At 64.9% G+C, this 24,865-nt stretch carries 20 protein-coding genes; 5 read left to right on the forward strand and 15 right to left on the reverse strand.

Features of this window, described 5'->3' with window-relative positions; genetic code table 11:
* Positions 1-95 precede the first annotated feature (95 nt).
* Both AB3X94_RS10055 and murU read left to right on the forward strand, forming a co-directional pair.
* The gene (locus AB3X94_RS10055) at positions 96-1,163 is read left to right on the forward strand and encodes an aminoglycoside phosphotransferase family protein (protein WP_368611433.1); all 1,068 of its coding nucleotides are present in this window, start codon (positions 96-98) and stop codon (positions 1,161-1,163) included.
* Between the two features lie 3 nt (positions 1,164-1,166).
* On the forward strand, positions 1,167-1,880 hold the full coding sequence (gene murU / locus AB3X94_RS10060) for an N-acetylmuramate alpha-1-phosphate uridylyltransferase MurU (RefSeq protein ID WP_176109556.1): 714 nt from the start codon (positions 1,167-1,169) through the stop codon (positions 1,878-1,880).
* A 3-nt stretch (positions 1,881-1,883) separates the two neighbouring features.
* Here the strand turns inward: murU and AB3X94_RS10065 are convergent, their stop codons facing one another.
* Positions 1,884-3,782: an ABC transporter ATP-binding protein/permease gene (locus AB3X94_RS10065; RefSeq protein WP_368611434.1), complete on the reverse strand. Its 1,899-nt coding sequence runs from the start codon at positions 3,780-3,782 to the stop codon at positions 1,884-1,886.
* Between the two features lie 204 nt (positions 3,783-3,986).
* Here AB3X94_RS10065 and AB3X94_RS10070 point away from each other — a divergent pair, with 204 nt between their 5' ends.
* Together AB3X94_RS10070 and AB3X94_RS10075 are read left to right on the forward strand one after the other, a co-directional pair.
* Positions 3,987-4,382 (forward strand): acyl-CoA thioesterase, encoded by a 396-nt coding sequence (locus AB3X94_RS10070; RefSeq protein WP_176109558.1) that lies wholly within the window; start codon positions 3,987-3,989, stop codon positions 4,380-4,382.
* A 121-nt stretch (positions 4,383-4,503) separates the two neighbouring features.
* Positions 4,504-5,115: a glutathione S-transferase family protein gene (locus AB3X94_RS10075; RefSeq protein ID WP_176109559.1), complete on the forward strand. Its 612-nt coding sequence runs from the start codon at positions 4,504-4,506 to the stop codon at positions 5,113-5,115.
* 63 nt (positions 5,116-5,178) lie between these two features.
* Here AB3X94_RS10075 and AB3X94_RS10080 read toward each other — a convergent pair whose 3' ends face one another.
* Positions 5,179-8,358 (reverse strand): EAL domain-containing protein, encoded by a 3,180-nt coding sequence (locus AB3X94_RS10080; protein ID WP_368611435.1) that lies wholly within the window; start codon positions 8,356-8,358, stop codon positions 5,179-5,181.
* A 193-nt stretch (positions 8,359-8,551) separates the two neighbouring features.
* Entirely contained in the window at positions 8,552-9,028 is a 477-nt protein-coding gene (locus AB3X94_RS10085; protein WP_013088389.1) for a nitrate reductase associated protein, read from the reverse strand.
* A 155-nt stretch (positions 9,029-9,183) separates the two neighbouring features.
* On the opposite strand from AB3X94_RS10085, the gene fdhD reads away from it, so the two are divergent.
* Positions 9,184-10,068 carry a formate dehydrogenase accessory sulfurtransferase FdhD gene (fdhD, locus tag AB3X94_RS10090; RefSeq protein WP_368611436.1) on the forward strand — a complete coding sequence of 295 codons (885 nt, stop codon included), beginning with the start codon at positions 9,184-9,186 and terminating at the stop codon, positions 10,066-10,068.
* Between the two features lie 68 nt (positions 10,069-10,136).
* On the opposite strand, the gene AB3X94_RS10095 is transcribed toward fdhD, so the two are convergent.
* The 12 genes from AB3X94_RS10095 to ubiB form a co-directional block, all read right to left on the reverse strand.
* Positions 10,137-10,907, reverse strand: coding sequence for an enoyl-CoA hydratase (locus AB3X94_RS10095; RefSeq protein ID WP_368611437.1), 771 nt, complete (start codon positions 10,905-10,907; stop codon positions 10,137-10,139).
* A 117-nt stretch (positions 10,908-11,024) separates the two neighbouring features.
* Complete coding sequence (locus AB3X94_RS10100; RefSeq protein ID WP_368611438.1) at positions 11,025-12,224, reverse strand: acetyl-CoA C-acyltransferase; 1,200 nt, start codon at positions 12,222-12,224, stop codon at positions 11,025-11,027.
* Between the two features lie 28 nt (positions 12,225-12,252).
* Positions 12,253-14,688 carry a 3-hydroxyacyl-CoA dehydrogenase/enoyl-CoA hydratase family protein gene (locus AB3X94_RS10105; RefSeq protein WP_368611439.1) on the reverse strand — a complete coding sequence of 812 codons (2,436 nt, stop codon included), beginning with the start codon at positions 14,686-14,688 and terminating at the stop codon, positions 12,253-12,255.
* A gap of 123 nt (positions 14,689-14,811) precedes the next feature.
* Complete coding sequence (locus AB3X94_RS10110; RefSeq protein WP_368611440.1) at positions 14,812-16,599, reverse strand: acyl-CoA dehydrogenase C-terminal domain-containing protein; 1,788 nt, start codon at positions 16,597-16,599, stop codon at positions 14,812-14,814.
* Positions 16,600-16,697: 98 nt separating this feature from the next.
* Entirely contained in the window at positions 16,698-17,297 is a 600-nt protein-coding gene (locus AB3X94_RS10115) for a TetR/AcrR family transcriptional regulator (RefSeq protein WP_176109567.1), read from the reverse strand.
* A 213-nt stretch (positions 17,298-17,510) separates the two neighbouring features.
* Positions 17,511-18,770 carry a cardiolipin synthase ClsB gene (gene clsB / locus AB3X94_RS10120; protein WP_368611441.1) on the reverse strand — a complete coding sequence of 420 codons (1,260 nt, stop codon included), beginning with the start codon at positions 18,768-18,770 and terminating at the stop codon, positions 17,511-17,513.
* Positions 18,767-19,282, reverse strand: a complete 516-nt coding sequence (nudB, locus tag AB3X94_RS10125) for a dihydroneopterin triphosphate diphosphatase (protein WP_176109569.1) — start codon at positions 19,280-19,282, stop codon at positions 18,767-18,769. The genes clsB and nudB overlap by 4 nt, the downstream gene beginning before the upstream one ends.
* A gap of 179 nt (positions 19,283-19,461) precedes the next feature.
* Positions 19,462-21,261, reverse strand: a complete 1,800-nt coding sequence (aspS, locus tag AB3X94_RS10130; RefSeq protein ID WP_176109570.1) for an aspartate--tRNA ligase — start codon at positions 21,259-21,261, stop codon at positions 19,462-19,464.
* Positions 21,262-21,336: 75 nt separating this feature from the next.
* Positions 21,337-21,993, reverse strand: a complete 657-nt coding sequence (locus tag AB3X94_RS10135) for a DUF502 domain-containing protein (RefSeq protein WP_026228003.1) — start codon at positions 21,991-21,993, stop codon at positions 21,337-21,339.
* Positions 21,994-22,068: 75 nt separating this feature from the next.
* Entirely contained in the window at positions 22,069-22,395 is a 327-nt protein-coding gene (locus AB3X94_RS10140; protein WP_368611442.1) for an FmdB family zinc ribbon protein, read from the reverse strand.
* A 171-nt stretch (positions 22,396-22,566) separates the two neighbouring features.
* Positions 22,567-23,190, reverse strand: a complete 624-nt coding sequence (locus AB3X94_RS10145) for a methyltransferase domain-containing protein (RefSeq protein WP_368611443.1) — start codon at positions 23,188-23,190, stop codon at positions 22,567-22,569.
* A 95-nt stretch (positions 23,191-23,285) separates the two neighbouring features.
* Positions 23,286-24,863, reverse strand: a complete 1,578-nt coding sequence (gene ubiB / locus AB3X94_RS10150) for a ubiquinone biosynthesis regulatory protein kinase UbiB (protein ID WP_176109573.1) — start codon at positions 24,861-24,863, stop codon at positions 23,286-23,288.
* Positions 24,864-24,865 lie beyond the last annotated feature (2 nt).

A 24,865-nucleotide genomic window follows, 5' to 3' on the forward strand; every position in this document is an offset into this window, starting at 1 on the left:
CGGAGCACGCGAAAGCTGGCGTGTGAGTCGCGTCAAAAAAGTCGTGGGGTATTATATGGCAAGACGTTGTCCCCAAGAATTTGCCGCCGCTTTTCATGACGCTGCCTTCCACCCAAGACTTCACCGACACCCGCCTCTCCCTGCTCAAGGCCTGGCTGCAAGGCCACGCGGCGCATCATGCGCTGGAGCTCGACACGATCGTTCCGGCCTCGTCCGACGCCAGTTTCCGCCGTTATTTCCGGCTCGCCAGTAAGGCGCCGCAAGGCAACGGCGCGGCCACGCTGATCGCCGTCGACGCGCCGCCGCCCGAAAAATGCCGCGAATTCGCGCAGATCGCGCAATTGCTCGACGCCGCCGGCGTGCACGTGCCGCGCGTGCTCGAGGTGGACTTCGACGCGGGCTTCATGCTCGTCACCGATCTCGGCACCGCGTCCTACCTCGGCGCGCTGACCGACGCGCAGGCCGCGGGGGACACCCGCGCGGCCCGCACGCTGATGCGCGACGCGCTCGACGCGCTGATCCGCTGGCAGCTCGGCTCGCGCGAAGACGTGCTGCCGCCGTTCGACGAAGCGTTCCTGCATCGCGAAATGGAGCTGATGCCCGAGTGGTTCATCGGCCGGCACCTTCGCCGTGAAGTCGATGCCGCAACGCGCGCGCAGCTCGATCGCACGTTCGCGCTGCTGATCGCGAGCGCGCGCGCGCAGCCGCAAGGCTTCATGCTGCGCGATTTCATGCCGCGCAATCTGATGATCGCCGAGCCGAACCCCGGCGTACTCGACTTCCAGGACGCGGTGTACGGGCCGATCACGTACGACGTCGTGTCGCTGCTGCGCGATGCGTTCCTCAGCTGGGACGAGGAGTTCGAGCTCGACTGCTTCGTGTACTACTGGGAGCGCGCGAAAAAAACCGGCCTGCCGGTCGACGCCGATTTCGGCGAGTTCTACCGCCAGCTCGAATGGATGGGGCTGCAGCGGCACATCAAGGTGCTGGGCCTCTTCTGCCGCATCAACTACCGCGACGGCAAGGCGCATTACATGAAAGACCTGCCGCGCTTCATCGGCTATGCGCGCAAGGTGGCCGAGCGTTACGCGCCGCTGCGCGGGTTCGCGAAGCTGCTCGACGACCTCGAAGGCCGCGCGCAGGAAATCGGCTATACCTTCTGACCGATGACGATGTCCGTGAAGAAAGCGATGATTTTCGCCGCGGGTCGCGGCGAGCGCATGCGTCCGCTGACCGACGCGTGCCCGAAGCCCTTGCTCGAAGCGGGCGGCAAGCCGCTGATCGTGTGGCAGATCGAACGGCTCGCGCGGGCCGGCATCCGTAGCATCGTGATCAATCATGCGTGGCTCGGCGCGCAGCTCGAAGCCGCGCTCGGCGACGGTTCGCGCTGGCAGGTCGAACTGCGCTATTCGCCCGAGCACGAGGCGCTGGAGACCGCGGGCGGCATCGCGCAGGCACTGCCGCTACTGACCGACGACGGCGCGGATCACGTGTTCGTCGCGGTGGCCGGCGACGTGTACACCGATTACGACTACGCCGCGCTGCATGCGCACGCCGGCGCGCTGCAGGCGTTGCCCGAGCCCGGCATGCATCTGGTGATGGTGCCGAATCCGCCGTTTCACCCGAACGGCGACTTTGGTCTCGTCGACGGCGTGCTGTCGCTCGACACGCAGCCGCGCCTCACGTTCGGCAGTTTCGGGCTGTACGACACGCGCATGTTCCGCGATCTGCCGCGCGGCACACGACGCGCGCTGAGCCCGTATTACCGCGCGACGATCGCGCGTGGGCTCGCGAGCGGCGAGCTGTACGAAGGCGTGTGGGAAAACGTCGGCACGCAGGCGCAGTTGGAAGCGCTCGATCGGCTGCTGCGCGCGCGCTGAGCTCTACTTGGCCGCGCTCTCGCCGGCCCCGACCGCTTCCGCCCTTTCCACCGCGTCCGTGGTCTGCGCGGCGCGCTGCTGCAGCGCCCACATCTGCGCGAACAGGCCGTTCGCGCGCAATAGCTCCGCGTGCGTGCCTCGCTCGACGATGCGCCCCTTGTCCATCACGATGATCTGCTGCGCGTGCACGACCGTCGAAAGCCGGTGCGCGATGATCAGCGTCGTGCGTTCGCGCGCGATCAGGTCGAGCTCATGCTGGATCACGCGCTCGGAGCGTGAATCGAGCGCGGACGTCGCTTCGTCGAATAGCAGGATCGGCGGATTCTTCAGGATGGTCCGCGCGATCGCGACGCGCTGCTTTTCGCCGCCGGACAGCTTGAGCCCGCGCTCGCCGACCGGCGTGTCATAGCCCTTCGGCAGACTCTCGATGAACTCGTGGATATGCGCGGCGCGCGCCGCCGCGATCACTTCGTCGCGCGTCGCCGACGGCCGCCCGTACGCGATGTTGTAGTAGATCGAGTCGTTGAACAGCACCGTGTCCTGCGGCACGATGCCGATCGACGCGCGCAGCGAATCCTGCGTGACATCGCGAATATCCTGCCCGTCGATCCGGATCGCGCCGCCCGTCGCGCGGTCGAGATCGTAGAAGCGGAACAGGAGCCGCGCGAGCGTCGACTTGCCCGAGCCGCTGTGGCCGACCACCGCGGTCGTCGTGCCGGCAGCGATCGTGAAGCTCACGTCGTGCAGAATCGGTCGCGAAGACTCGTACGCGAAGCTCACGTTGTCGAAACGCACCTGCGCGCCGCGGACCTGCAAAGCCACCGCATTCGGCGCATCGGGCACTTCCTGCGGCGCGCCGAGCAGCGAGAACATGCGGTCCATGTCGGTCAGGCTCTGCTTCAGCTCACGATAGACCACGCCGAGAAAATTCAGCGGGATATACAGCTGCAGCATGAACGTGTTGATCAGCACCAGGTCGCCGAGCGTCAGGCGCCCGGCCATTACGCCCTGGGTCGCGCGCCACAGGATGAACACGAGCCCCGTGCCGATGATCGCCTGCTGCCCGAAGTTGAGCGCCGACAGCGAACGCTGCGACTTGATGGCCGCCGCGCGATAGCGCTTCAGGTTTTCGTCGTAACGGCTCGCTTCCCACTCCTCGTTGCCGAAGTACTTGACGGTCTCGTAGTTGAGCAGCGAGTCGATCGCGCGCGAATTCGCCTTCGAATCGAGCTCGTTCATCGTACGGCGAAAGTGCGTGCGCCACTCGGTGACCTTCACCGTGAACGCGATGTACGCCGCGAGCGCGATGAACGTGACGATCGCGTAATAGGCCTCGTATTTGACCACGAAAAAGCCGAGCACGAGCCCGACTTCGACGAGCGTCGGCAGGATGCTGTACAGCGAATAGGAAATCAGCTGCGTGATGCCGCGCGTGCCGCGTTCGATATCGCGCGACATGCCGCCCGTCTGCCGCTCCAGATGAAAGCGCAGCGACAGCCCGTGCAGATGACGAAACACTTTCAGCGCAAGCTGGCGCACCGCGCTTTCCGTCACTTTCGAAAACAGTATTTCGCGCAGCTCGGTGAAGAACGACGTGGACAGCCGCACCACTGCATACGCGACCACCAGCAAGCCGACGCCGCCGAGCAGCACGATGCCGGGCGCGTCCTGCGCGCGGCCGAGCGCGGTCAGATGGCGGATCGACGCGAGACTGTCGACGATGTGCTTCATCACGATCGGCACGCCGAGGTTCGCGACCTTCGCGCCGATCAGGCAGCCGAGCGCGATGCCGACTCGCCATTTGTAGGTTGCAAGGTATGGCAGCAGCGACAGGATCGTTTGCCAGTCGTTGCGGGGTCCGGTGGAAATCGGCGAGGGTTCTGACGAAGGAGCGCGGCGCATAAATCGTGGGGAGAGTGTGGAACTGCCGGAGTTCGCAGCGGCGCGGCTCGCGCGCCTGGCTGGGCGCTTTCCCGTACAATTCCTGATCCCCGTATTGTCGCAGAAGCCAGCTGGCGGCGCTTTCCGCGGCCTGTGGCCGGGCTGGCCCAGCCGTTCGGGCCGTGCGCGTCAATACACTCGAACACGTTTCCCAAGGATGTCCCGATGACCGATCTTCTTCAACTTCCTTCCAAGCCTTGCGCGCTGCGCGTGATGCCGCAGCCATCGGACGCGAACATTCACGGCGACGTGTTCGGCGGCTGGATCATGGCGCAGGTCGACATCGCCGGCTCGATTCCGGCAAGCCGTCGCGCGAATGGACGGGTCGCGACGATCGCGGTCAATTCGTTCCTGTTCAAGCAGCCGGTGTTCGTCGGCGACCTGCTGAGCTTTTACGCGGATATCGTGAAGACCGGCAATACGTCGGTGACGGTGTCGGTCGAGGTCTACGCGCAGCGGATGCGCCTGTCGCAGGAAGTCGTCAAGGTCACGGAAGCGATCCTCACCTACGTCGCCACCGACAGCGACCGCCGTCCGCGCGCGCTGCCCGTGCTGGACTGAGCCAGCAAGGATGCTTAAGCTAGCGGTTCCATGCGTCACGCGCCGCGCCACCCGCTAGCCGTTTCGGCCGATCAGCGCACGAGGCCGGGCGCCCGATAGTCGCTCTTCTAATGGATACGTGATGAAACTGATCGGAATGCTCGACTCGCCGTACGTGCGGCGCGTCGCCATCTGCATGAAGCTGCTCGCGCTCGACTTCGAACACGAGTCGATTTCCGTATTCCGCACCTACGAGCAGTTCGCGAAGATCAACCCGGTCGTCAAGGCGCCGACGCTCGTCGCCGACAACGGCGCGGTCGTGATGGATTCGACGGTGATCCTGCAGTATCTGGCGACGCTCGCCGGCCCCACCCCGCTGTTCCCGACGCAAGCCGACGCGGCGTTGCGCGCCGCGCGTCTGACGGGTCTCGCGCTCGCCGCGTGCGAAAAGAGCGTGCAGATCGTCTACGAGCGCAATCTGCGACCGCAGGAGAAGCAGCATGAAGCGTGGGTGGAGCGCGTGCGAGCGCAACTGCTCGCCGCCTATGCCGAACTCGAACGCGAGTTGGGCGAAGGGCCGCTGCCGGACACGCAGCAGCAGTTGAGCGCGGCGGACGTGGCCGTCGCCGTCGCGTGGCAGTTCACGCACATGATGCTGCCGGAGGCGGTCAGCAAGGCCGATCATCCGCGGCTCGAGAAATTTTCCGCGTTCGCGGAAAGCCTGCCGGTATTCAAAGACACGCCAGCGGAGTGACCGGCGTTTGACGCGACCCGCGGTGACACGCGGCGACCTTGGGCGCCGCGCGTCACGCTCCCTTCACGCCGGCTCCAGCTCCGGCACCAAGCCGCCGTGCAGCAGTTCGGAGATCCCTTCCGTCGATAGCGGCTTCGCGAAATAGAAGCCCTGCATCTCGTCGCACGCGCGTTCCCTCAGGAAGTCGAGTTGCGCGGACGTTTCCACGCCCTCGGCGATCACCTGCAGCTTCAGCGAATGCGCGAGCGCGATGATCGCCGACGTGATCGTCTCGTCGTCGCCCGACACGCCGATATCCGATACGAACGAGCGGTCGATCTTCAGGCGGTCCACCGGAAAGCGTTTCAGATAGCTGAGGCTCGAATAGCCGGTGCCGAAGTCGTCGATCGCGAGACCGATGCCGAGCGCGTGCAGCTCGTTGAGCATCAACACCGCTTCTTCCGCATTGCGCATGATCGTGCTTTCGGTCAGCTCGAGTTCGAGATACTTCGGTTCGAGCCCGGTCTCGGCGAGCACCTGCATCACGAGCTTCGCGATGTCGCGCTGCTGGAACACCCGCGCCGACAGATTCACCGACACGCGCGCCGGCGGCAAGCCCTGATCCTGCCACGCCTTGTTCTGGCGGCACGCCTCGCGCAGCACCCACTCCGACAGCGGCCCGATCAGCCCGCTTTCCTCGGCAAGCGGAATGAACGACGACGGCGGCACGAGGCCGGCCTCCGGATCGCGCCAGCGCACCAGCGCCTCGATGCCGACGATCTGGCCGCTGACGATATCGACCTGCGGCTGATAGTGCAGCAGGAACTCGTTGTCGCGCAGCGCGCGGCGCAGGCGTCGTTCGAGATTCAGGCGTGCGCCCGCGCTCGCGTTCATCTCCGGCTGATAGAACTGGAACGTGTTGCGGCCCAGGTCCTTCGCGCGGTACATCGCGACGTCGGCCTTCTTCATCAGCGTTTCGGCGTCCTCGCCGTCCTGCGGGAACAGGCTCGCGCCCATGCTGCAGCCGACGTACAGCTCGGTGCCGTCGAGCCACACCGGCTCGGCGATCGACGCGCGCACGCGCTCCATCCACGTGATCAGCGATTGCTCGTCGACGGTGTCGGTCATCACGATCACGAACTCGTCGCCGCCGTGGCGCGCAACCGTGTCGCTGGTGCGCGAGCAGCGCGCGAGCCGTTCGGCGACCACGCTGAGCAGCCGGTCACCGACGCTGTGGCCGAGGCTGTCGTTGACGTTCTTGAAGCCGTCGAGATCGAGGAACACGACTGCCACGCCCGTGTGATGCCGCTGCGCGACGACGAGCGCATGTTCGAGCCTGTCGCGCAGCAGGTTGCGGTTCGGCAGCCGCGTGAGGCCGTCGTAGTTGGCCTGGTATTCGAGCTGCTCCTGGTAGCGGATCAGCTCGGTCACGTCGTTGATGACGCCGATATGATGGGTGATCACGCCTTCCGCGTTCGGCACCGGCGCGATGAACAGCTGATTCCAGAACAGCGCGCCGTCCTTGCGATAGTTGCGCACCACGGCGCTGACCTCACGATTCGCCGCGAGCGCCTCGCGAATCAATGCGACGCCCTCCTGGTCACGGTCGTCGCGCTGCAGCACGCGGCAGTCGTGACCGATCACCTCATCGAGATCGTAGCCGGTGATACGCATGAACGCCGGATTCACGTATTCGATCAGATTGCCCGACGGCGACGGCGCGGTGATTAGGATCGCGTTGACACTCGCGTCGAGCGCACGGCTTTGCAGACGCAGCGCGAGATCGGCGCGCTTTTGCTCGGTGATGTCGGTGTACGAGCCGAGCACGCCGATCACCCGGCCGTCGCCGTCGGTGAACGGCAGCTTGCTCGTGACCCTCGTGCGATGCACGCCGTCGATCACGAAGTCGACCTCGAAGTTCATCTTCGGCACGCCGGTGCTCGCGACTTCGCGATCGTGCTCGTTCAGCAGGTCGGCGAACGCGCGCCACGGCAAATCGGTGTCGCTCTTGCCGATCACCTGCTCGGGATACGCGAGCCCCGCGTCGCGCGCGAACGCCATGTTGCAGCCCAGATAGCGCGAGTTCAGATCCTTCCAGAAAATCCGCTGCGGAATGTTGTCGATCACCGCTTCGAGCATCTGATTCGAGCGCAGCGCTTCGGCTTCGGCGTTGATCTGATCGGTCACGTCGTCCGCCAGCACGAACGACGCGTCGCGGCCCATGAAGCTGAGCGCGTGATACGACACGTTGACGCTGATGATCGAGCCGTCGTTGCGCCGATGCCGCCAGATGCCCGCCATCGTGTGGCTCTGGCGCAAGTCCGCGCTGCGCGCCAGATGCTTCTCGAGGCGCGCAACTTCGGAATCAGGGTGAATCGCGCGGATCGTCATGCCCAGAAACTTGCTTTCCGTGTAGCCGTATTGCTCGATCGCGGCAGCGTTGACGGCGAGAAAGCGCAGCGTATCGCGATCGAAGATGTACATCGGCACTCTGTGATCGTCGAACAGGCTGCGAAAACGCTCGTCGTTGCGCGCCAGCGCGCGGGCGCTGCGCAGCTTTTCACGCGCGCTGTTCTCGCGCACGCCGAACGTGAGCATCAGCAGCACGCTGCCGCAGAGCATCGTCACCAGCAGTACGAACATCGCGCGCTGGCTGTCGCTCGCCGATGCCGCGAGCGCGATCTGCAACGAACGGTTTTCGTCGCTGCGCAAAGAGGCGAGCGCGGCTTCGACACGCTCTAGCGAGGGGGCAAGCTGCGGGTCGGACGGCGCGGAGTCGACGGATGGGTCGAATCGCGCGTCGTCGTGGGCCGAGATCGGTGCTTCGGTCGATGCCGCGCCCGACGTCGCGCTGGCCGGGCCGGGTAAGTCGCTCGCGTGGTTGCGCAGCGTGTCCTCGAGATCGTGCTGCAGCGCGTGCCGCGCCGCGCTCAGGCTGGCGAGCGCCGCCGACATGGACGGTTCGCTCGCGAGTTCGACGCGCAGTGCACCCTCGCGGCTCGCGAGTGTGTTCGTCATCGAAGCGGCCGCGTCCGGCGGGACCGGATCGCCCGATTCCTTCAGGCGGTGCACCGCGGCGAGCGCTTTACCAAGCGCGGCGTGATAGGCATCGAGGTTCTGGCGCACGCTGGTCGAGCGCGCGAGGCGCGCATCGGCGTCTCGCTGCCCGCGAATCTGCGTGTACGCGACGAACGCGTTTGCACCGACCGCGACGACCACGACCGCAATATTGATCAGCAGTCGCTTCGACAAAAAAGGATTCATGGGTTCCGAACGTCAATCGTTCCGAGGGCAGGAGAGCGCGCTCGCTACCGGTGCGTCGCGCCGCATCGATGCAAATCTTTTACGCGCCAACCTTTGGATATCGGCAGCGATCGGAAGCGGGTTGAGGGTCGGCGTGAAAAAAATCTGAGGATTGGGGGGAGTTGCGGAGCCGGCCGCGCCTAGCCGGCCGCGCCTAGCCGGCCGCGCCAAATTCCTTCATCGCCGGGACGAAATCGTGGTTCGCCTCGGGCTTGCGCGACAGCTTCGCGAGCACGTAACGTTTGAATGGATCGAGCTCCGCCCAGCGCGCGACGCTCGGCGCGGCGAGTCCGGCGAGCCCCGCCTGATGCGCGACGCCGTCGGGCACGCTGTCGGTTTGTCGCCAGGCCGGCGACTCCTCCGGCGTGAACCACTCCGGTTCGATGTTCGCGTGCGTGCGCAGCATCTCGAACAGCGCGTGGTCGAAATTCGGTTCGATTTGCGTGTCTTCTTCGACCGGGAAACGCGCGAGCAGCTTGCGGTCTTCGAGCGGCAGTTGCTGCCACTGCGCGAGCGTGATGCGCAGCCCGAACCGGTCGAGATTGAAGCGCACCGACATCGGGATATAAGTGAAATTCTCCGAAGACGCGACTTCGAAGTCGAACAGAAGCGGTGCTTCGTTGAGTCCCATGTCAGTGCTCCTTGTCGGTGGCGGACAGCGTACGGGCGTCGCTTGGGGTATTTTAGAACCTTATTCGCGCGACGGCGGCCCGCGCGGCGGCCGCGAAGCATACGGCGAGCCGGGCGGGCACTTGAATGCGCGGCATGCTACAGGAGTGAAGCAGCTTGAACGGACAGGAAAACGGACGTGCAACCGAGGCGGCAAACGGCCAGCCCCACGACCTCGACAGCGACGAACAACCCGGCGCGGTGCAACTCGAGGTGCGCCGCCATCGGGGCACGGCGATCGAAACCGCGACCGATCACGTCGGCCAGGAGTGGCCGGTCGCGCTGGTGTTCAACGGCATCTCGCACGCGGTGATGATGTGCACACCGCGCGATCTCGAAGCGTTCGCGGTCGGCTTCGCGATTTCCGAGGGGATCGTCGAGCGCGGCAGCGATATTCAGGACATCGAGGTCGAACTGCACGGGCACGGCGAACTTCCGCATGCCGAGGTGCAATTGCAGGTCGTGCAGCAGGCGTTCGCCGGTTTGAAGGAAAAGCGCCGCGCGCTCGCCGGGCGCACCGGCTGCGGCGTATGCGGCATCGAAAGCATCGATCTGCTCGATCTGAAACCGCAGCGTGTAGCAGATACCGGCTTTCTGCAGCGGCTCGCGCCCGATGCGATCGCGCGCGCCGCGCGCGCGCTGCCCGAGCACCAGGCGCTCACGCGTTTGACGGGCGGCCTGCACGCGGCCGCGTGGTGTGATGCGCAAGGCGCGATCCGCTATGCGTTCGAGGATGTCGGCCGCCACAACGCACTCGACAAGCTGATCGGCCAGCTCGTGCTCGAGCGCGCCGATACGCGCGACGGTTTCGTGTTTCTGTCGAGCCGCGCGAGCTATGAACTGGTGCGCAAGGCTGCGCGCGTCGACGTGCCGATGGTCGCGACGATCTCGGCGCCGTCGTCGCTCGCGATTGCGATTGCGCGCGAGGCGGGTGTGCGGCTCGTGAGCTTCTGCCGCGAAGGCAGCTACGTCGATTACGACACGTGGCAGCCGCGGGTTTGAGCGATTGAAGCGCCGCAGCGGCGACTCACGGCTAACCCGCCCCGAAGCACGGCTGCGCCGTACGTCCCTCAGTCGAACTGCCGGAAATCCGGCTTGCGCTTCTCGAAGAACGCCTTGAAAGCCTCGCGCGCCTCGGGCGCGAGCAGCATCTTGCCGAAGTGCACGAATTCCTCGGTCATCTGCGTCTGCACTTCCTGTTGGCTCGCGCGTTTCATCAGGCTCTTCGTCACGCGCAGCGACGACGCCGGCAGCGCCGCCAGCTTCGCAGCCTGCGCCGCCGCGAACGCGTCGACTTCGCCCGCCGGCAGGACGCGATTCACCAGGCCCAACCGGAGCGCTTCCGCCGCGTCGAACGCCTCGCCGAGCAGCAGTTTTTCCGCCGCCGCCTGATAGCCGGCTACGCGCGGCAGCAGCAAGCTCGACGCAGCCTCCGGGCACAGCCCGAGTTGCGTGAACGGCAGCGAAAAGCTCGCGGTGTCGGCCGCGTAGACCAGATCGCAATGCAGCAGCAGCGTCGTGCCGACGCCAACCGCCGGCCCCGCAACCGCCGCCACGAGCGGCTTCTCCGCCGCGCTGATCGCGCGCAGGAATTGGATCACCGGGGGGTTGCCGCCGACCTGTGGCGTCTTCATGAAGTCTTCGAGATCGTTGCCCGCGCTGAAAATGCCCGCGCTGCCGCGAATCAGGATCGCGCGCACCGACGCGTCGCCCTGCGCTTCTACGAGCGTGTCGGCCATCGTCTGATACATCGCGGCCGTGATCGCGTTTTTCCTGCCGGGCCGATTGAAGCTGATGGTCAGCACCGCATCGGCGCGCTCGACCAGAATATCCGTCGTCATCCCGCTCATCTCCTTGTGCTCCTGCTGAATGTAAAAACGGTTCGCAAGCCGGGCGGCCTGCGAACCGTTGCGCGGTCCTCACTGGATCACCGAAGGATCCCCGGTGAGATCAGCGGCTCACAGACGCTCGATGATGCCCGCCGCGCCCATGCCGGTACCGACGCACATCGTCACCATGCCGTACTTGTAGTTGCGGCGGCGCAGGCCGTGCACCACGGTCGCCGCACGAATCGCGCCCGTCGCGCCAAGCGGATGGCCCAGTGCGATCGCGCCGCCGAGCGGGTTGATCTTCGATGCATCGAGGCCGAGGTCCTGGATCACCGCGAGCGACTGCGCGGCAAACGCCTCGTTCAGCTCGATCCAGTCGAGCTCGTCCTGCTTCAGCCCCGCAGCCTTCAGCGCGGCCGGAATCGCTTCCTTCGGGCCGATGCCCATGATTTCCGGCGGCACGCCGCGCACCGCGAAGCTGACGAAACGCGCGAGCGGCGTCAGGTTGAACTGCTTGAGGATCTTTTCCGACACGACGATCAACGCGCCCGCGCCGTCCGAGGTCTGCGAACTGTTGCCCGCCGTGACCGAGCCCTTGTTCGCGAACACCGCGCGCAGCTTCGCCAGGCCTTCCATCGACGTGTCCGCGCGCGGGCCTTCGTCGAGCTTCACCTCGCGCGTTTTCACGTTGATCTCGCCGGTCGCGAGATCGGGCACGCGTTCGGTGATCGTGTACGCGGCGATTTCGTCGTTGAATTCGCCGGCTTGCTGCGCGGCGATCGCGCGGCGGTGCGATTCGACCGAGAACGCGTCCTGCGCTTCGCGGCTGATCTTCCAGCGCTCGGCGACTTTCTCGGCGGTCAAGCCCATGCCGTATGCGATGCCAACGTCTTCGTTGCGATCGAAGATATGCGGCGACAGCGACGGCTTGTTGCCCATCATCGGCACCATGCTCATCGATTCGCAGCCGCCCGCGATCATTGCGTCCGCCTCGCCGACCCGGATGCGGTCCGCGGCCATTGCGAGCGCGGTCAGTCCCGAAGCGCAGAAGCGGTTCACCGTGACACCGCCGACCGTGTTCGGCAGACCGGCGAGCAGCGCGCCGATCCGCGCGACGTTCAGGCCCTGCTCCGCTTCCGGAATCGCGCAGCCGACGATCGCGTCTTCGATCACGCCGGTGTCGAGGCCGGGCACCTGGGCGACGGCCGACTTGATCGCGTGAACGAGCAGTTCATCCGGGCGCGTGTTCCTGAACATGCCGCGCGGCGCCTTGCCGATCGGCGTGCGGCTCGCGGCGACGATATATGCGTCTTGCAATTGCTTTGCCATTTGTGAATCTCCTTTGTCGGCAAACCGCTTAGTTGCGCACCGGCTTGCCGGTCTGCAGCATGCCCATGATCCGTTCCTGCGTCTTCTGCGTGCCGAGCAGTTCAACGAACGCACGACGCTCGAGTTGCAGCAGCCATTCTTCGTCGACGAGGCTGCCCGCTTCGACGTCGCCGCCGCACACCGCTTCCGCGATGCGGCTCGCGATCAGGAAATCGTGATCGCTGATGAAGCGGCCGTCGCGCATGTTGACGAGCGACGCCTTGATCGTCGAGATCGCCGAGCGGCCCGCGACCGGCACCTGGGTCGCGCGCAGCGGCGCACGGTAGCCCGCAGCAGCAAGCGCGCGCGCTTCCTTCTTCGCGACGTCGAGCAGTTCGAACACGTTGAAGACGATCGTGTCGGACGGCTTCAGGTAGCCCATCGCGCGAGCATCGAGCGCCGAGGACGAGACCTTCGCCATCGCCGCGTTCTCGAACGACTTCTGCAGGAACTTCAGCAGATCGTTGGTCGCGCCAACCTGGCTTGCCGCTTCGGCCGCGCGCAGCGCCGCTTCCTTCAGGCCGCCGCCCGCCGGCACCAGGCCCACGCCGACTTCGACGAGACCCAGATAGCTCTCGATATGCGCGACGCGCTTCGCGCTATGCAGCGCGAGCTCGCAGCCGCCGCCGAGCGCGATGCCCGAGATCGCCGCAACCACCGGCACGTTCGCGTACTTCACGCGCAGCATGCCCAGCTGGAAACTCTTCACGAACGGCTCGATGCCCTTCGCGCCGCCCATCATGAACGCGGGCATCGCTTCTTCGAGGTTCGCGCCCGCCGAGAACGGACCGCCCGGCGTGCCGAGCTTCAGCGACGTGGACTGCCACACGACGAGGCCCTTGTAGTCCTTCTCGGCCAGTTCGATCGCCTGCGTCAGACCCTCGATCACCGCCGGTCCGATCGTGTTCATCTTGCTCTTGAACGACACGATCAGCACGTCGTCCTCGCCCGCGCGATCGTCGACCCATGCGCGCACCGCATCGGTCTCGAACAGCGTCTTGCCGTAGGTCTTCGGATCGGCGCCGGTTTCGCCGACGAGCGGCGCGCGGAACACCTGCTTCCTGTACACGTCGAGCGACGAGCGCGGCACGAAGCTCTGCGTAGCCGGCGACCAGGAACCTTCGGCCGTGTGCACGCCGCCCTTGTCGGCGACCGCGCCTTCGAGCACCCACGACGGCAGCGGCACGTTGGCGAGCGCCTTGCCCGCCGCGATGTCTTGCTGCACCCACTCGGCGACCTGCTTCCAGCCGGCCGTCTGCCAGCCTTCGAACGGGCCTTCGTTCCAGCCGAAGCCCCAGCGGATCGCGAGATCGACGTCGCGCGCGTTGTCGGCGATCGACTCCAGATGCACGGCGATGTAGTGATAGACGTCGCGGAAGATCGACCACAGGAATTGCGCCTGCGGATGCTGCGTTTCGCGCAACAGCTTCAGGCGTTCGGCAGCCGGGCGCTTCAGGATGCGGCCGACGATTTCGTCTGCCTTGCCGCCGCCGTCGACGTAGTTGCCGGTCTTCGGATCGAGCACCTTGATCGCCTTGCCTTCCTTGCGGTAGAAGCCAGCGCCGCTCTTCTGGCCGAGCGCACCTTTCTTCACCAGTTCAGCAAGCACGGCCGGCGTTTCGTAGACCGGCAAGAACGGATCGTCCGGCAGCGTGTCCTGCATCGTCTTGATCACATGCGCCATCGTGTCGAGACCGACCACGTCGGCGGTGCGGAACGTCGCCGACTTCGCGCGGCCGAGGCGCGCGCCAGTCAGGTCGTCCACCTCGTCGAAACGCAGGCCGAACTTCTCGGCTTCGGCGACAACCGCGAGGATCGAGAAAACGCCGACGCGATTGGCGATGAAGTTCGGCGTGTCCTTCGCGCGCACGACGCCCTTGCCGACCACGCTGGTCAGGAAGGTTTCGAGCTGATCGAGAATTTCCGGACGCGTCGTCGCGGTCGGGATCAGTTCGACCAGATGCATGTAGCGCGGCGGATTAAAGAAGTGCACCCCGCAGAAGCGCGCCTTCAGTTCGTCCGAGAAACCTTCGGACAATGCGGTGATCGACAGCCCCGACGTATTGGTCGCGAAGATCGCGTTCGGACCGATGTGCGGCGCGACCTTCTTGTACAGGTCGTGCTTCCAGTCCATGCGTTCGGCGATCGCTTCGATCACGATGTCGCACTCGGCGAGCTTTTCGATGTCGTCGTCGTAGTTCGCGGGCTGGATGTATTGCGCGTCGTCCTTCACGCCGAACGGCGCGGGCGACAGCTTCTTCAGATTCTCGATCGCCTTCAGCGCGATGCCGTTTTTCGGGCCTTCCTTGGCGGGCAGATCGAACAGCAGCACGGGCACCTTGGCGTTGATCAGGTGCGCGGCGATCTGCGCGCCCATCACGCCGGCGCCGAGCACGGCTACCTTGCGAATGATCAGATTGCTCACGTCGTTTCTCCGGAGAGTTGTGCGGTGGCGCGAAGCGTCAGCCATGCTTCGCGCGAGGTGTGTGGTCTGGAGCGAGGCAGCGCGGGTTCGCTGCGCGCGGGCGCCTCGCTCTATCTGTGAGCGTTAGAACAACGCTTCTTCGACGTCCATCATCGGCTTCGAACCGGCCCGCGCCTGGCGGATCGTCATCGCCGTTTCGGGCAGGAGCTTCGCGAAGTAGAACCGCGCTGTCGCGAGCTTCGCCTTGTAGAACGGATCGCCCGATGCCTCTTTGTCCAGCGCGATACGTGCCATGCGCGCCCAGAAGTACGAGAACACCAGATGGCCGACCGTGCGCAGATACGGCACGGCCGCGGCGCCGACTTCGTCCGGGTTCTGCATCGCCTTCATGCCGATTTCCATCGTCAGCTTCTGCACCTTTTCACCGATGTCGGCGAGCGGGTTCACGAACTCCTGCATTTCCGGCTTGATGCCTTCGGCTTCGACGAACTCGGCGACGAGCTTGCCGAACTTCTTCAGCTTCGCGCCCATGTCGCCGAGTACCTTGCGGCCGAGCAGATCGAGCGACTGGATGCCGTTGGTGCCTTCGTAGATCATGTTGATGCGCGCGTCGCGCACGTACTGCTCCATACCCCATTCGGCGATGAAGCCGTGGCCGCCGTAGATCTGCATCGCGTGATTGGTGCCTTCGAACGCGTTGTCCGACAAGAACGCCTTCAGGATCGGCGTGAGCAATGCGACGAGGTCGGCGGCTTCCTTGCGCTCGGCTTCGTCGGCGTGCGACAGCTCCTTGTCGATCTGCAGCGCCGACCAGTACGAGAACGCGCGGCCGGCTTCGGCGTAGGCCTTTTGCGTGAGCAGCATGCGGCGCACGTCCGGATGCACGATGATCGGATCGGCGGCCTTCTCCGGCGCCTTCGGACCGGTCAGCGAACGCATCTGCAGACGCTCTTTCGCGTAGGTGAGCGAGTTCTGATACGCAACTTCGGTGAGGCCGAGGCTCTGCATGCCGACGCCGAGACGCGCGGCATTCATCATCACGAACATCGCATTCAGGCCTTTGTTCGGCTCGCCGACCATCCAGCCCTTCGCGTTGTCGAGATTGATCACGCAGGTCGCGTTGCCGTGAATGCCCATCTTGTGCTCGATCGAGCCGCACTTGACGCCATTGCGCTCGCCGGGCTCGCCTGCTTCGTTCGGCACGAACTTCGGCACGATGAAGAGCGATATGCCCTTGGTGCCCTTCGGCGCGTCCGGCAGACGCGCGAGCACGAGGTGAACGATGTTCTCCGCCAGATCGTGTTCACCGCTCGAGATGAAGATCTTCGTGCCGCTGATCGAGTACGAGCCCTCGCCGTTCGGCTCGGCCTTGGTGCGCAGAATGCCGAGGTCGGTGCCGCAATGCGGCTCGGTCAGACACATCGTGCCGGTCCATACGCCTGCGACGAGCTTCGGCAGATAGCGCTGCTGCAGTTCCGGCGTGCCATGCGCGTGCAGGCATTCGTACGCGCCGTGCGACAGGCCCGGATACATCGTCCACGCCTGATTCGCCGAGTTCAGCATTTCATAGAGCGCGTTGTTGACGAACGCGGGCAACCCCTGACCGCCGTATTCCGGGTCGCAGCCAAGCGCCGGCCAGCCGGCTTCGACGTATTGCTGATAGGCTTCCTTGAAGCCCTTCGGCGTGGTCACGACGCCGTCGCCGGCATACGTGCAGCCTTCCTGATCGCCGCTGTGGTTGAGCGGGAACAGCACTTCGGAGCAGAACTTGCCGGCTTCCTCGAGCACCGCGTTGATCGTGCCGGCATCGAGATCGGCGTGCTTCGGCATGTGCCGAAGTTCGGCTTCGACGTTGAGCAGTTCGTGCAACACGAATTGCATGTCGCGCAGCGGCGCGGCGTACTGTCCCATGACTTCCTCTCCCTGGATTGACAAAAAGCCAGGCCGTTGGCCGGGTCCGTGTAGGGACCTTGTGCGCCGCGCGTTTCCGGTAAGTTCCGGCGACGCCGCTAACGGCTTTCGCTCTGATACGAATTAATCAGTTTTTCCAGCGCGGCCCACGTGAGGCGCACCGCATCCGGCAAATGCAGGAAGCGCGCGTCGTGATGCAGGCCGAGCGTGACGCTATACAGTTCGAACAGCATCAGCTGCGGGTCGGTATCGGCGCGCAGATGCCCTTCTTCCATCGCTTGCGAAATCGCGCGCGTGAGCGCCGCACGCCACGTCGTCACGCTCGACACCAGTTGCTCGCGCACCTGGCTGTCCGCGCGATCGTCGTATTCGACGGCGCCGCTGATGTAGATGCATCCGGTCGTGACTTCCTGAATGCGCTTCTCGAACCAGCGGGAAATCATCGCGCGCAAGCGCGGCAGACCACGCGGCTCGCGCAGGCTCGGGAAAAACACCTCGTCTTCGAAACGGCGGTGATATTCGCGCACGACCTCGACCTGCAGATCCTCGCGCGACCCGAAATGCGCGAACACGCCGCTCTTGCTCATCTGCATGCGCTCGGCGAGCAGGCCAATCGTCAGACCTTCCAGTCCGTCTCGGCTTGCCAGATCGAGTGCTGCGTCGAGAATCGCGGCTCGGGTTTGTTCGCCTTTTCGCATAGCTGTTCTACCGTTCTAATGTGACCGAATTAAAAATCGAACGGCCGTACTATTATTGAGTGCTTGCCGTCCCCGAAACAAGGACTTTATTAGAAACCGGTTTCTAACCGGCCTCTAATTTTGCGGCTTTCGACCATCAGATCAATCAGATTTTTTAGAGGCGTTTGCCTTGTATTGACGGTTGCCGACGAGTGCGCGCGTGTTCTATTGGTGTCAATCGTAGCCGCCCACCGTCAGCAGTTTCATCGCGACCCGGTAGCTCGTGTACGCGAGCCAGCTCAGCGCGCGCAAGCGCGCCGGTCGCGATTCGTAGTGCGCTTCATCGATCCGGCGCGCGTCCGTGAACGCATCGAGAATCGCATCGCGAAGTTTCGCGATCGACAGATCGTTGACGAGCACGACGTTCGCTTCGTTGTTGAGCATCAGGCTGAGCGCATCGAGATTCGACGAACCGACCGTGCCCCAGTTCGAATCGACCACCGCGACCTTGCCGTGCAGCAGCGTCTTCTCGTATTCGGCGATCTGCACGCCCGCGCGCAGCAGTGCGTGGTACAGGAACGGCACCGCGTAATCGAGCGCCTTGAACTCCTTGCGCCCGATGATCAGCTTCACGACCACGCCGCGCCGCGCCGCGAACACCAGCGCGCGGCGCAGCTTGCGCCCCGGCATGAAGTACGGATTCGCCAGCAGAATTTCATGGCGTGCCTGGCCGATCGCGGCCAGATAGGCCTTTTCGATCGCACGGCGGTTGATCAGGTTATCGCGCGCGACGAACGCGACGCACGGCTCGCCGCCGGCCCACAGCTCCTCGTTGCGGCGCCGCCGGCGCCGGCGCAGACTGCCGAGCGAGTTGGCGTCCTGCGACGACACGTCTGACCTGAACGAATCGAGCGGCCGATGGCCGAGGCGAATCCGCCGCCACTGCACCTCGATCGCGTCGCGCACGTCAGCGACCACCGGCCCGCGCAGTTCGACCGCGAAGTCCCAGCGGTGGTAGGGCAGCTTCTCGCCGTTGTTCTCGAAGTCATCGACGATATTGATGCCGCCGCAATACGCGATCCGATCGTCGATCACCGCCAGTTTGCGGTGCGTGCGCGAAAAGCCGAAGCGGCCGAACAGATGCGGGTTGTAGATGCGATGCTCGATGCCGCCCGCCGGCCATTGCTCGAACATTTTCAGGCGTGCGGTGCCGATGCCGTCGGTGATGACGCGCACCCTGACGCCGCGCGCGGCCGCGCGCAGCAACGCCTCGCTGACCGCGTGGCCGGCTTCGTCGTCGCAGAAGATGTAGGTTTCGAGCGCGACGCTGTGCTCTGCAGCATCGATGCGCTCGATCAGCGCGTCGAAGAAGTCGTCGCCGGAGCGCAGGAGCTCGACCTGGTTGTTGCCGGTGAAGCGGTAGCGCTGAAAGTAACGACGGCCGAGCAACGTATGCCGCAGACGCGCGAGACGGCCCGAACCGCCTGCGCTCATTGGCCACGCTCCCCGGCCAGCTGGCCGGATTGGGGGTCGATCGGGCGCGCGGCGAGGCGGCGCGGCAACTGCAGGATCGCATCGGCATTCGACGACGAAAAGCAGCGCGATGCGGCCTCTTCATACGGCAGCCACATATAGGCGGTGTGTTCACGCGGCGCGAGCGACACGTCGATACGCTCGGGTACCTGCAGGCTGAACCAGTGCTCGGTGTTGTAGAGCACGCCCGCTTCGTAGCGGTAACGAAATTCCGGGTAGATCTCGTAGTCGATCGAGTACTGCCAGTCGAACAACGCGCTGCGCGGCACCAGCGCGCCGCCGATCATAATGCCGGTTTCCTCGCCGACTTCACGCACCGCCGTGTCGGCGAGCGGTTCGTCGAGCCGGTCTTTCGAACCCGTTACCGACTGCCAGAACGCGGCATGGTCGGCGCGTTCGAGCAGCAGCACGTCGAGCGCGGGCGTATGAATGATGACGAGGACGGACTGCGGAATTTTCGGCGGTTTCGGCATGGCTCAAAACTGGGCGCGACGAGACGCGCGGTACATGTCGGATGACGGTCGAAAGAGTCGGGAAAGCGGTGGCTTCACTGTAACGCAAAAAATGAAAAAGGCGCTGAGGTGGAGAACACCTCAGCGCCTTTTCGTTTCGCTCGTGTGGCTTTTTGCGGCCGCGAGAAGCGGCCACGGTTTTACGCCTTCGGTTCCGGCGAACGCAGACGGATGTGCAGCTCGCGCAGCTGGCGCTCGTCGACTTCGCTCGGCGCCTGCGTGAGCAGATCCTGCGCGCGTTGCGTCTTCGGGAACGCGATCACGTCGCGGATCGAGTCGGCGCCGGCCATCATCGTGACGATGCGGTCCAGGCCGAACGCGATACCGCCGTGCGGCGGCGCGCCGTATTGCAGCGCGTCGAGCAGGAAACCGAACTTGGCCTGCGCTTCTTCCGCGTTGATCTTCAGCGCGCGGAACACCTTGCTCTGCACTTCCTCACGATAGATACGCACCGAGCCGCCGCCGATTTCCCAGCCGTTCAGCACCATGTCGTAGGCCTTCGCGAGGCAGCGCGCCGGGTCTGTTTCGAGGTACTCGAGGTGCTCGTCCTTCGGGCTCGTGAACGGATGATGCGCGGCGACGTAGCGGTTGTCTTCCTCGTCGTATTCGAACATCGGGAAGTCGACGACCCACAGCGGCTTCCAGCCGGACTCGACGAGACCGTTGGCCTTGCCGAACTCCGAATGACCGATCTTCAGGCGCAGTGCGCCGAGGCTGTCGTTGACGACCTTCGCGCGATCCGCCGCGAAGAAAATGATGTCGCCGTCTTGCGCGCCGGTGCGCTCGATGATCGCCTTCAGCGCTTCGTCGTGCAGGTTCTTGACGATCGGGCTTTGCAGACCGTCACGGCCCTTCGCCGCTTCGTTGACCTTGATCCACGCGAGGCCCTTCGCGCCGTAGATGCGCACGAATTCCGTGTAGCTGTCGATGTCGCCACGCGACAGCTCGCCGCCCTTCGGCACGCGCAGCGCCGCGACGCGGCCGTCCTTCGTGTTGGCCGGCGTGCTGAACACCTTGAAGTCGACGTCGCGCATCGCGTCGGTCAGCTCGGTGAACTCGAGCTTCACGCGCAGGTCCGGCTTGTCCGAACCGAAGCGGCGCATCGCTTCCGCGTATTCCATGACCGGGAATTTCTCGTCGAGCGCAACGCCGATCGTCGTCTTGAACACGTGGCGGATCATCGCCTCGAACAGATCGCGAATTTCCTGCTCCGACAGGAACGAGGTCTCGCAGTCGATCTGCGTGAATTCCGGCTGACGGTCGGCGCGCAGGTCTTCGTCGCGGAAGCACTTGGTGATCTGGTAGTAACGGTCGAAGTTCGCGACCATCAGCAACTGCTTGAACAGCTGCGGCGACTGCGGCAGCGCGAAGAACTGGCCCGGGTTCGTACGCGACGGCACGAGGTAGTCGCGCGCGCCTTCCGGCGTGCTTTTCGTCAGCATCGGCGTTTCGATGTCGATGAAGCCCTGCTCGTCGAGGTACTTGCGCACTTCGATCGCGACGCGATAGCGCAGACGCAGGTTGTGCTGCATCTGCGGACGGCGCAGGTCGAGCACGCGATGCGTGAGACGCGTGGTTTCCGACAGGTTGTCGTCGTCGAGCTGGAACGGCGGCGTAACCGACGCGTTCAGCACGATCAGCTCGTGGCACAGCACTTCGATCTTGCCGCTCTTCAGCGACGCGTTGGTCGTGCCTTCCGGACGACCGCGCACGACGCCCTTGACCTGCACGCAGAACTCGTTGCGCACGCCTTCGGCAATCTTGAACATGTCCGCGCGATCCGGATCGCAGACGACCTGAACGAGCCCTTCGCGATCGCGCAGGTCGATGAAGATGACGCCGCCATGGTCGCGGCGGCGGCTTACCCAGCCGCACAGCGAGACGGATTGGCCCAGCAGTTCTTCGGTCACCAGACCGCAGTATTCAGATCTCATCGACATGATGTTTGTCTTTCGTTTTGCATTGGTTGAACGGCGCGCCGCAGACGATCCTGCATGAAGCGTTGCGCGCCGGCATTACAGCGGAGGCTCGACGGTGGTGCGGCGCACCGGCGCCGGCGGTGGCGCGGACGGCGCCACGACGCCCATCGAGACGATGTACTTGAGCGCAGCGTCGACCGTCATGTCGAGCTCGATCACTTCGCTTTTCGGCACCATCAGGAAGAAGCCGGACGTCGGGTTCGGCGTGGTCGGCACGTACACGCTGACGTAATCTTCCTTCAGATGGTTGGCCACGTCGCCGCCCGGGATGCCGGTCAGAAACGCGATCGTATAGGAACCGCGGCGCGGGTACTCGATCAGCAGCGCCTTGCGGAATGCATTGCCGCTGCTCGACAGCAGCGTGTCGGACACCTGCTTGACGCTGGTGTAGAGCGGGCCGACCACCGGAATGTGCGCAACCAGCAGTTCCCACCACTTCACGAGCTTCTGCCCAATGAAGTTCTGCGTCAACAGCCCGACGACGAAGATGAACGCGAGCGTGAGCACCGCGCCGAGGCCCGGCAAGCGATAGCCGATCGCGCGTTCCGGCTGCCACGAGGTAGGCAGCAGCAACAGCGTCTGGTCCATCGTGCCGATGATCAGACCGAGCACCCACAGTGTGATAGCCAGAGGCACCAGCACCAGCAGGCCGGTCAGAAACACCGATTTGAGCGTGAATTTCTTCGTCGTCATGTGTACCGCCAGAAAGCTGCGCGGGCCGAAGCCCATGCGCGGTAGATACGCCGCCCGCGCGGGGCGGCGGTCCCACTAGGCGCTGCCGGAACCGCTCGCGGCGGCGGGCGCTGCGGCGGGGGCCGCGGGCGCGGCCGGGGCAGCCTGTTCAGCCGGGGCAGCGGCCGCGGACGGCTCGGACTTCCCTTCCGACGTGGCCGGCGTGCTCGCGCCGCCGCTGCCGCCGCGGAAATCGGTCACGTACCAGCCGGAGCCTTTCAACTGGAAGCCGGCGGCGGTGAGTTGCTTGCTAAAGGTGTCTTTTCCGCACTCGGGGCACTGCGTCAACTGGGGGTCGCTCATCTTCTGGAGCACGTCCTTCCCAAAGCCGCATGACCCGCAACGATAAGCGTAGATCGGCATGATCCTTTCCTACTCCAAATCCCTACTGAAATCTTGTAAACGCTTGCAAAGCCTTGAATTATAGCCGCAAACGATGTCCGTTCCCCGGATTTCGGGAAGCGGACGCGTGACGCGCCCGCCACCGCGCCAGATGGGGGCGTCCCGCGGATCTGTCAAGAGCGGCGCGTGGCGCTAGCCGCGACGCCGCCAGGTGAGCCAGCGCTCGTGTCCGGCAAAAACGGCGATCGAGTCGTCGACCGCTTCGTCTTCGATAAGCTCGAAGTGTGGCGTGAACAGCGCGTCGAGCTCATCGCGTTCGATGCCGAACGGCGGCCCCTTCGGCGTCGCGCCGATAAAAAAGTACCCCGCGAGCAACCCGCCGGACGGCAGCAGTTGGACCATGCGTTGCGCATAGTCAGTGCGGCGCGTCGGCGGCAGCGCGCAGAAGAACGCGCGCTCGTAGATCCACGCGGGCGTGAACGGCGGCGCATAGGTGAAAAAGTCCGCCTGCTCGACCAGCGATGCGTGCTGCGCGCCGAGTTGCTCGCGCGCCCCCGCGACGGCGGCGGCGGAGAAGTCGATCGCGCGCACCAGGTTGCCCCGACGCGCGAGCCATGCCGCTTCGTGGGCACTGCCGCAGCCTGGAATCAGCACGGCGGCGTCGCGGTGCCGGTCAGCGAACGCGCGAAACGCGGACGGCACGCCCGCCTGGTCCCACGGCGTGAAACGGCGCTCGAAACGTTCGTCCCAGAACTCGGGTGAGTTGGGATCGCGGTTCGCGAAATCGGGCATGGGGGGTTGGGTCGGATCGCTCATCGGATGCCTCGTTGAGGTTTGCCCCTGTCGTCACCGCAAGCCGCGGCTGACACCGCCGCTGAAACACAGCGCGGCCAATGGGCCGTCAGCCGCACTCAACCGCCGTATGCGAGCGCCAGGAACGCCCGCGCCAGCATCGCGCCGACGCCGACCGCCACGCCGAACAGCAGCAGGCCTTGCAGCAGACGGTTGGTGCGCTTCTGCTCGAGCAGGATCTGGCGGATCACGTCGTCGTTCGCGCCGCCCACTGGATGATGGCGCTCGGCCAGCATGTTGTGGACGAGACGCGGCAACTGCGGCAGCGTCTTGCTCCACTGCGGCGCCTCGATCTTCAAACGCTCGTACCAGCCGCGCAAGCCGATCTGCTCGTTCATCCAGCGCTCGAGGTAAGGCTTCGCGGTCTTCCAGAGATCCAGTTCGGGGTCGAGCGAACGGCCGAGTCCTTCCACGTTCAGCATCGTCTTTTGCAGCAATACGAGCTGCGGCTGGATCTCGACGTTAAAGCGCCGCGACGTCGAGAACAGGCGCATCAGCACCTGGCCGAGCGAAATGTCCTTCAGCGCGCGATCGAAGTACGGTTCACAGACCGCGCGGATCGCGCTTTCGAGCTCCTCGACACGCGTGGTCGGCGGCACCCAGCCCGACTCCAGATGCAGCGTCGCGACGCGATGGTAGTCGCGCTTGAAGAACGCGAGGAAGTTTTGCGCGAGGTAGTTTTTATCGAAGTCCGACAGCGCGCCGATGATGCCGAAGTCGAGCGCGATATAGCGGCCGAAGTGCGCGGGATCGAGGCTCACCTGGATGTTGCCGGGGTGCATGTCGGCGTGGAAAAAGCCGTCGCGGAACACCTGCGTGAAGAAAATCTCGACGCCCTCGCGCGCGAGCTTCGGGATATCGACGCCCGCCGCGCGCAATGTGTCGACCTGGCTGATCGGCACACCGACCATCCGCTCCATCACGAGCACCGTGGGCGTGCAGAATTCCCAGTACATCTCGGGCACGAGCAGCAGGTCGAGCCCCTGGAAGTTGCGCCGCAACTGGCTACCGTTGGCAGCCTCGCGCATCAGGTCGAGTTCGTCGTGCAGATACTTGTCGAATTCGGCGACCACTTCGCGCGGCTTCAGTCGTTTGCCGTCGGCCCACAGACGCTCGGCCCACACGGCGATGTCGCGCAACAGCGCGAGGTCGGAATCGATCACCGGCAGCATGTTGGGACGCAGCACCTTCACCGCGACCGCCTTGCCTGCGTGCTGGCCGGCCTTCACCGTCGCGAAGTGGACCTGCGCGATCGACGCGCTCGCGACCGGGACCCGCTCGAAATCGTCGAACAACACGTCGACCGGCGCGCCGAGCGACTTCTCGACGAGTGCGATCGCGACCGCCGAATCGAACGGCGGCACCTGGTCCTGCAGCTTCGCGAGTTCGTTGGCGATATCGACCGGCAGCAGATCGCGACGGGTCGACAACACCTGGCCGAACTTGACGAAGATCGGCCCGAGACTTTCGAGTGCGAGCCGCAGACGAACGCCCGGAGGCGCATCGAACTTGCGGCCGAGGGTCGTGATTCGCAGCAGCAAACGCACGCGCCGATCGTTGATGCGGCTCAACATCATTTCGTCGAGGCCGAAGCGGATGACCGTGAAAAATATCTTGAGAAAACGCAGAAAACGCATGG

It is taken from the genome of Paraburkholderia sp. BR10923 (assembly GCF_040948765.1).
Classification (GTDB): domain Bacteria; phylum Pseudomonadota; class Gammaproteobacteria; order Burkholderiales; family Burkholderiaceae; genus Paraburkholderia; species Paraburkholderia youngii.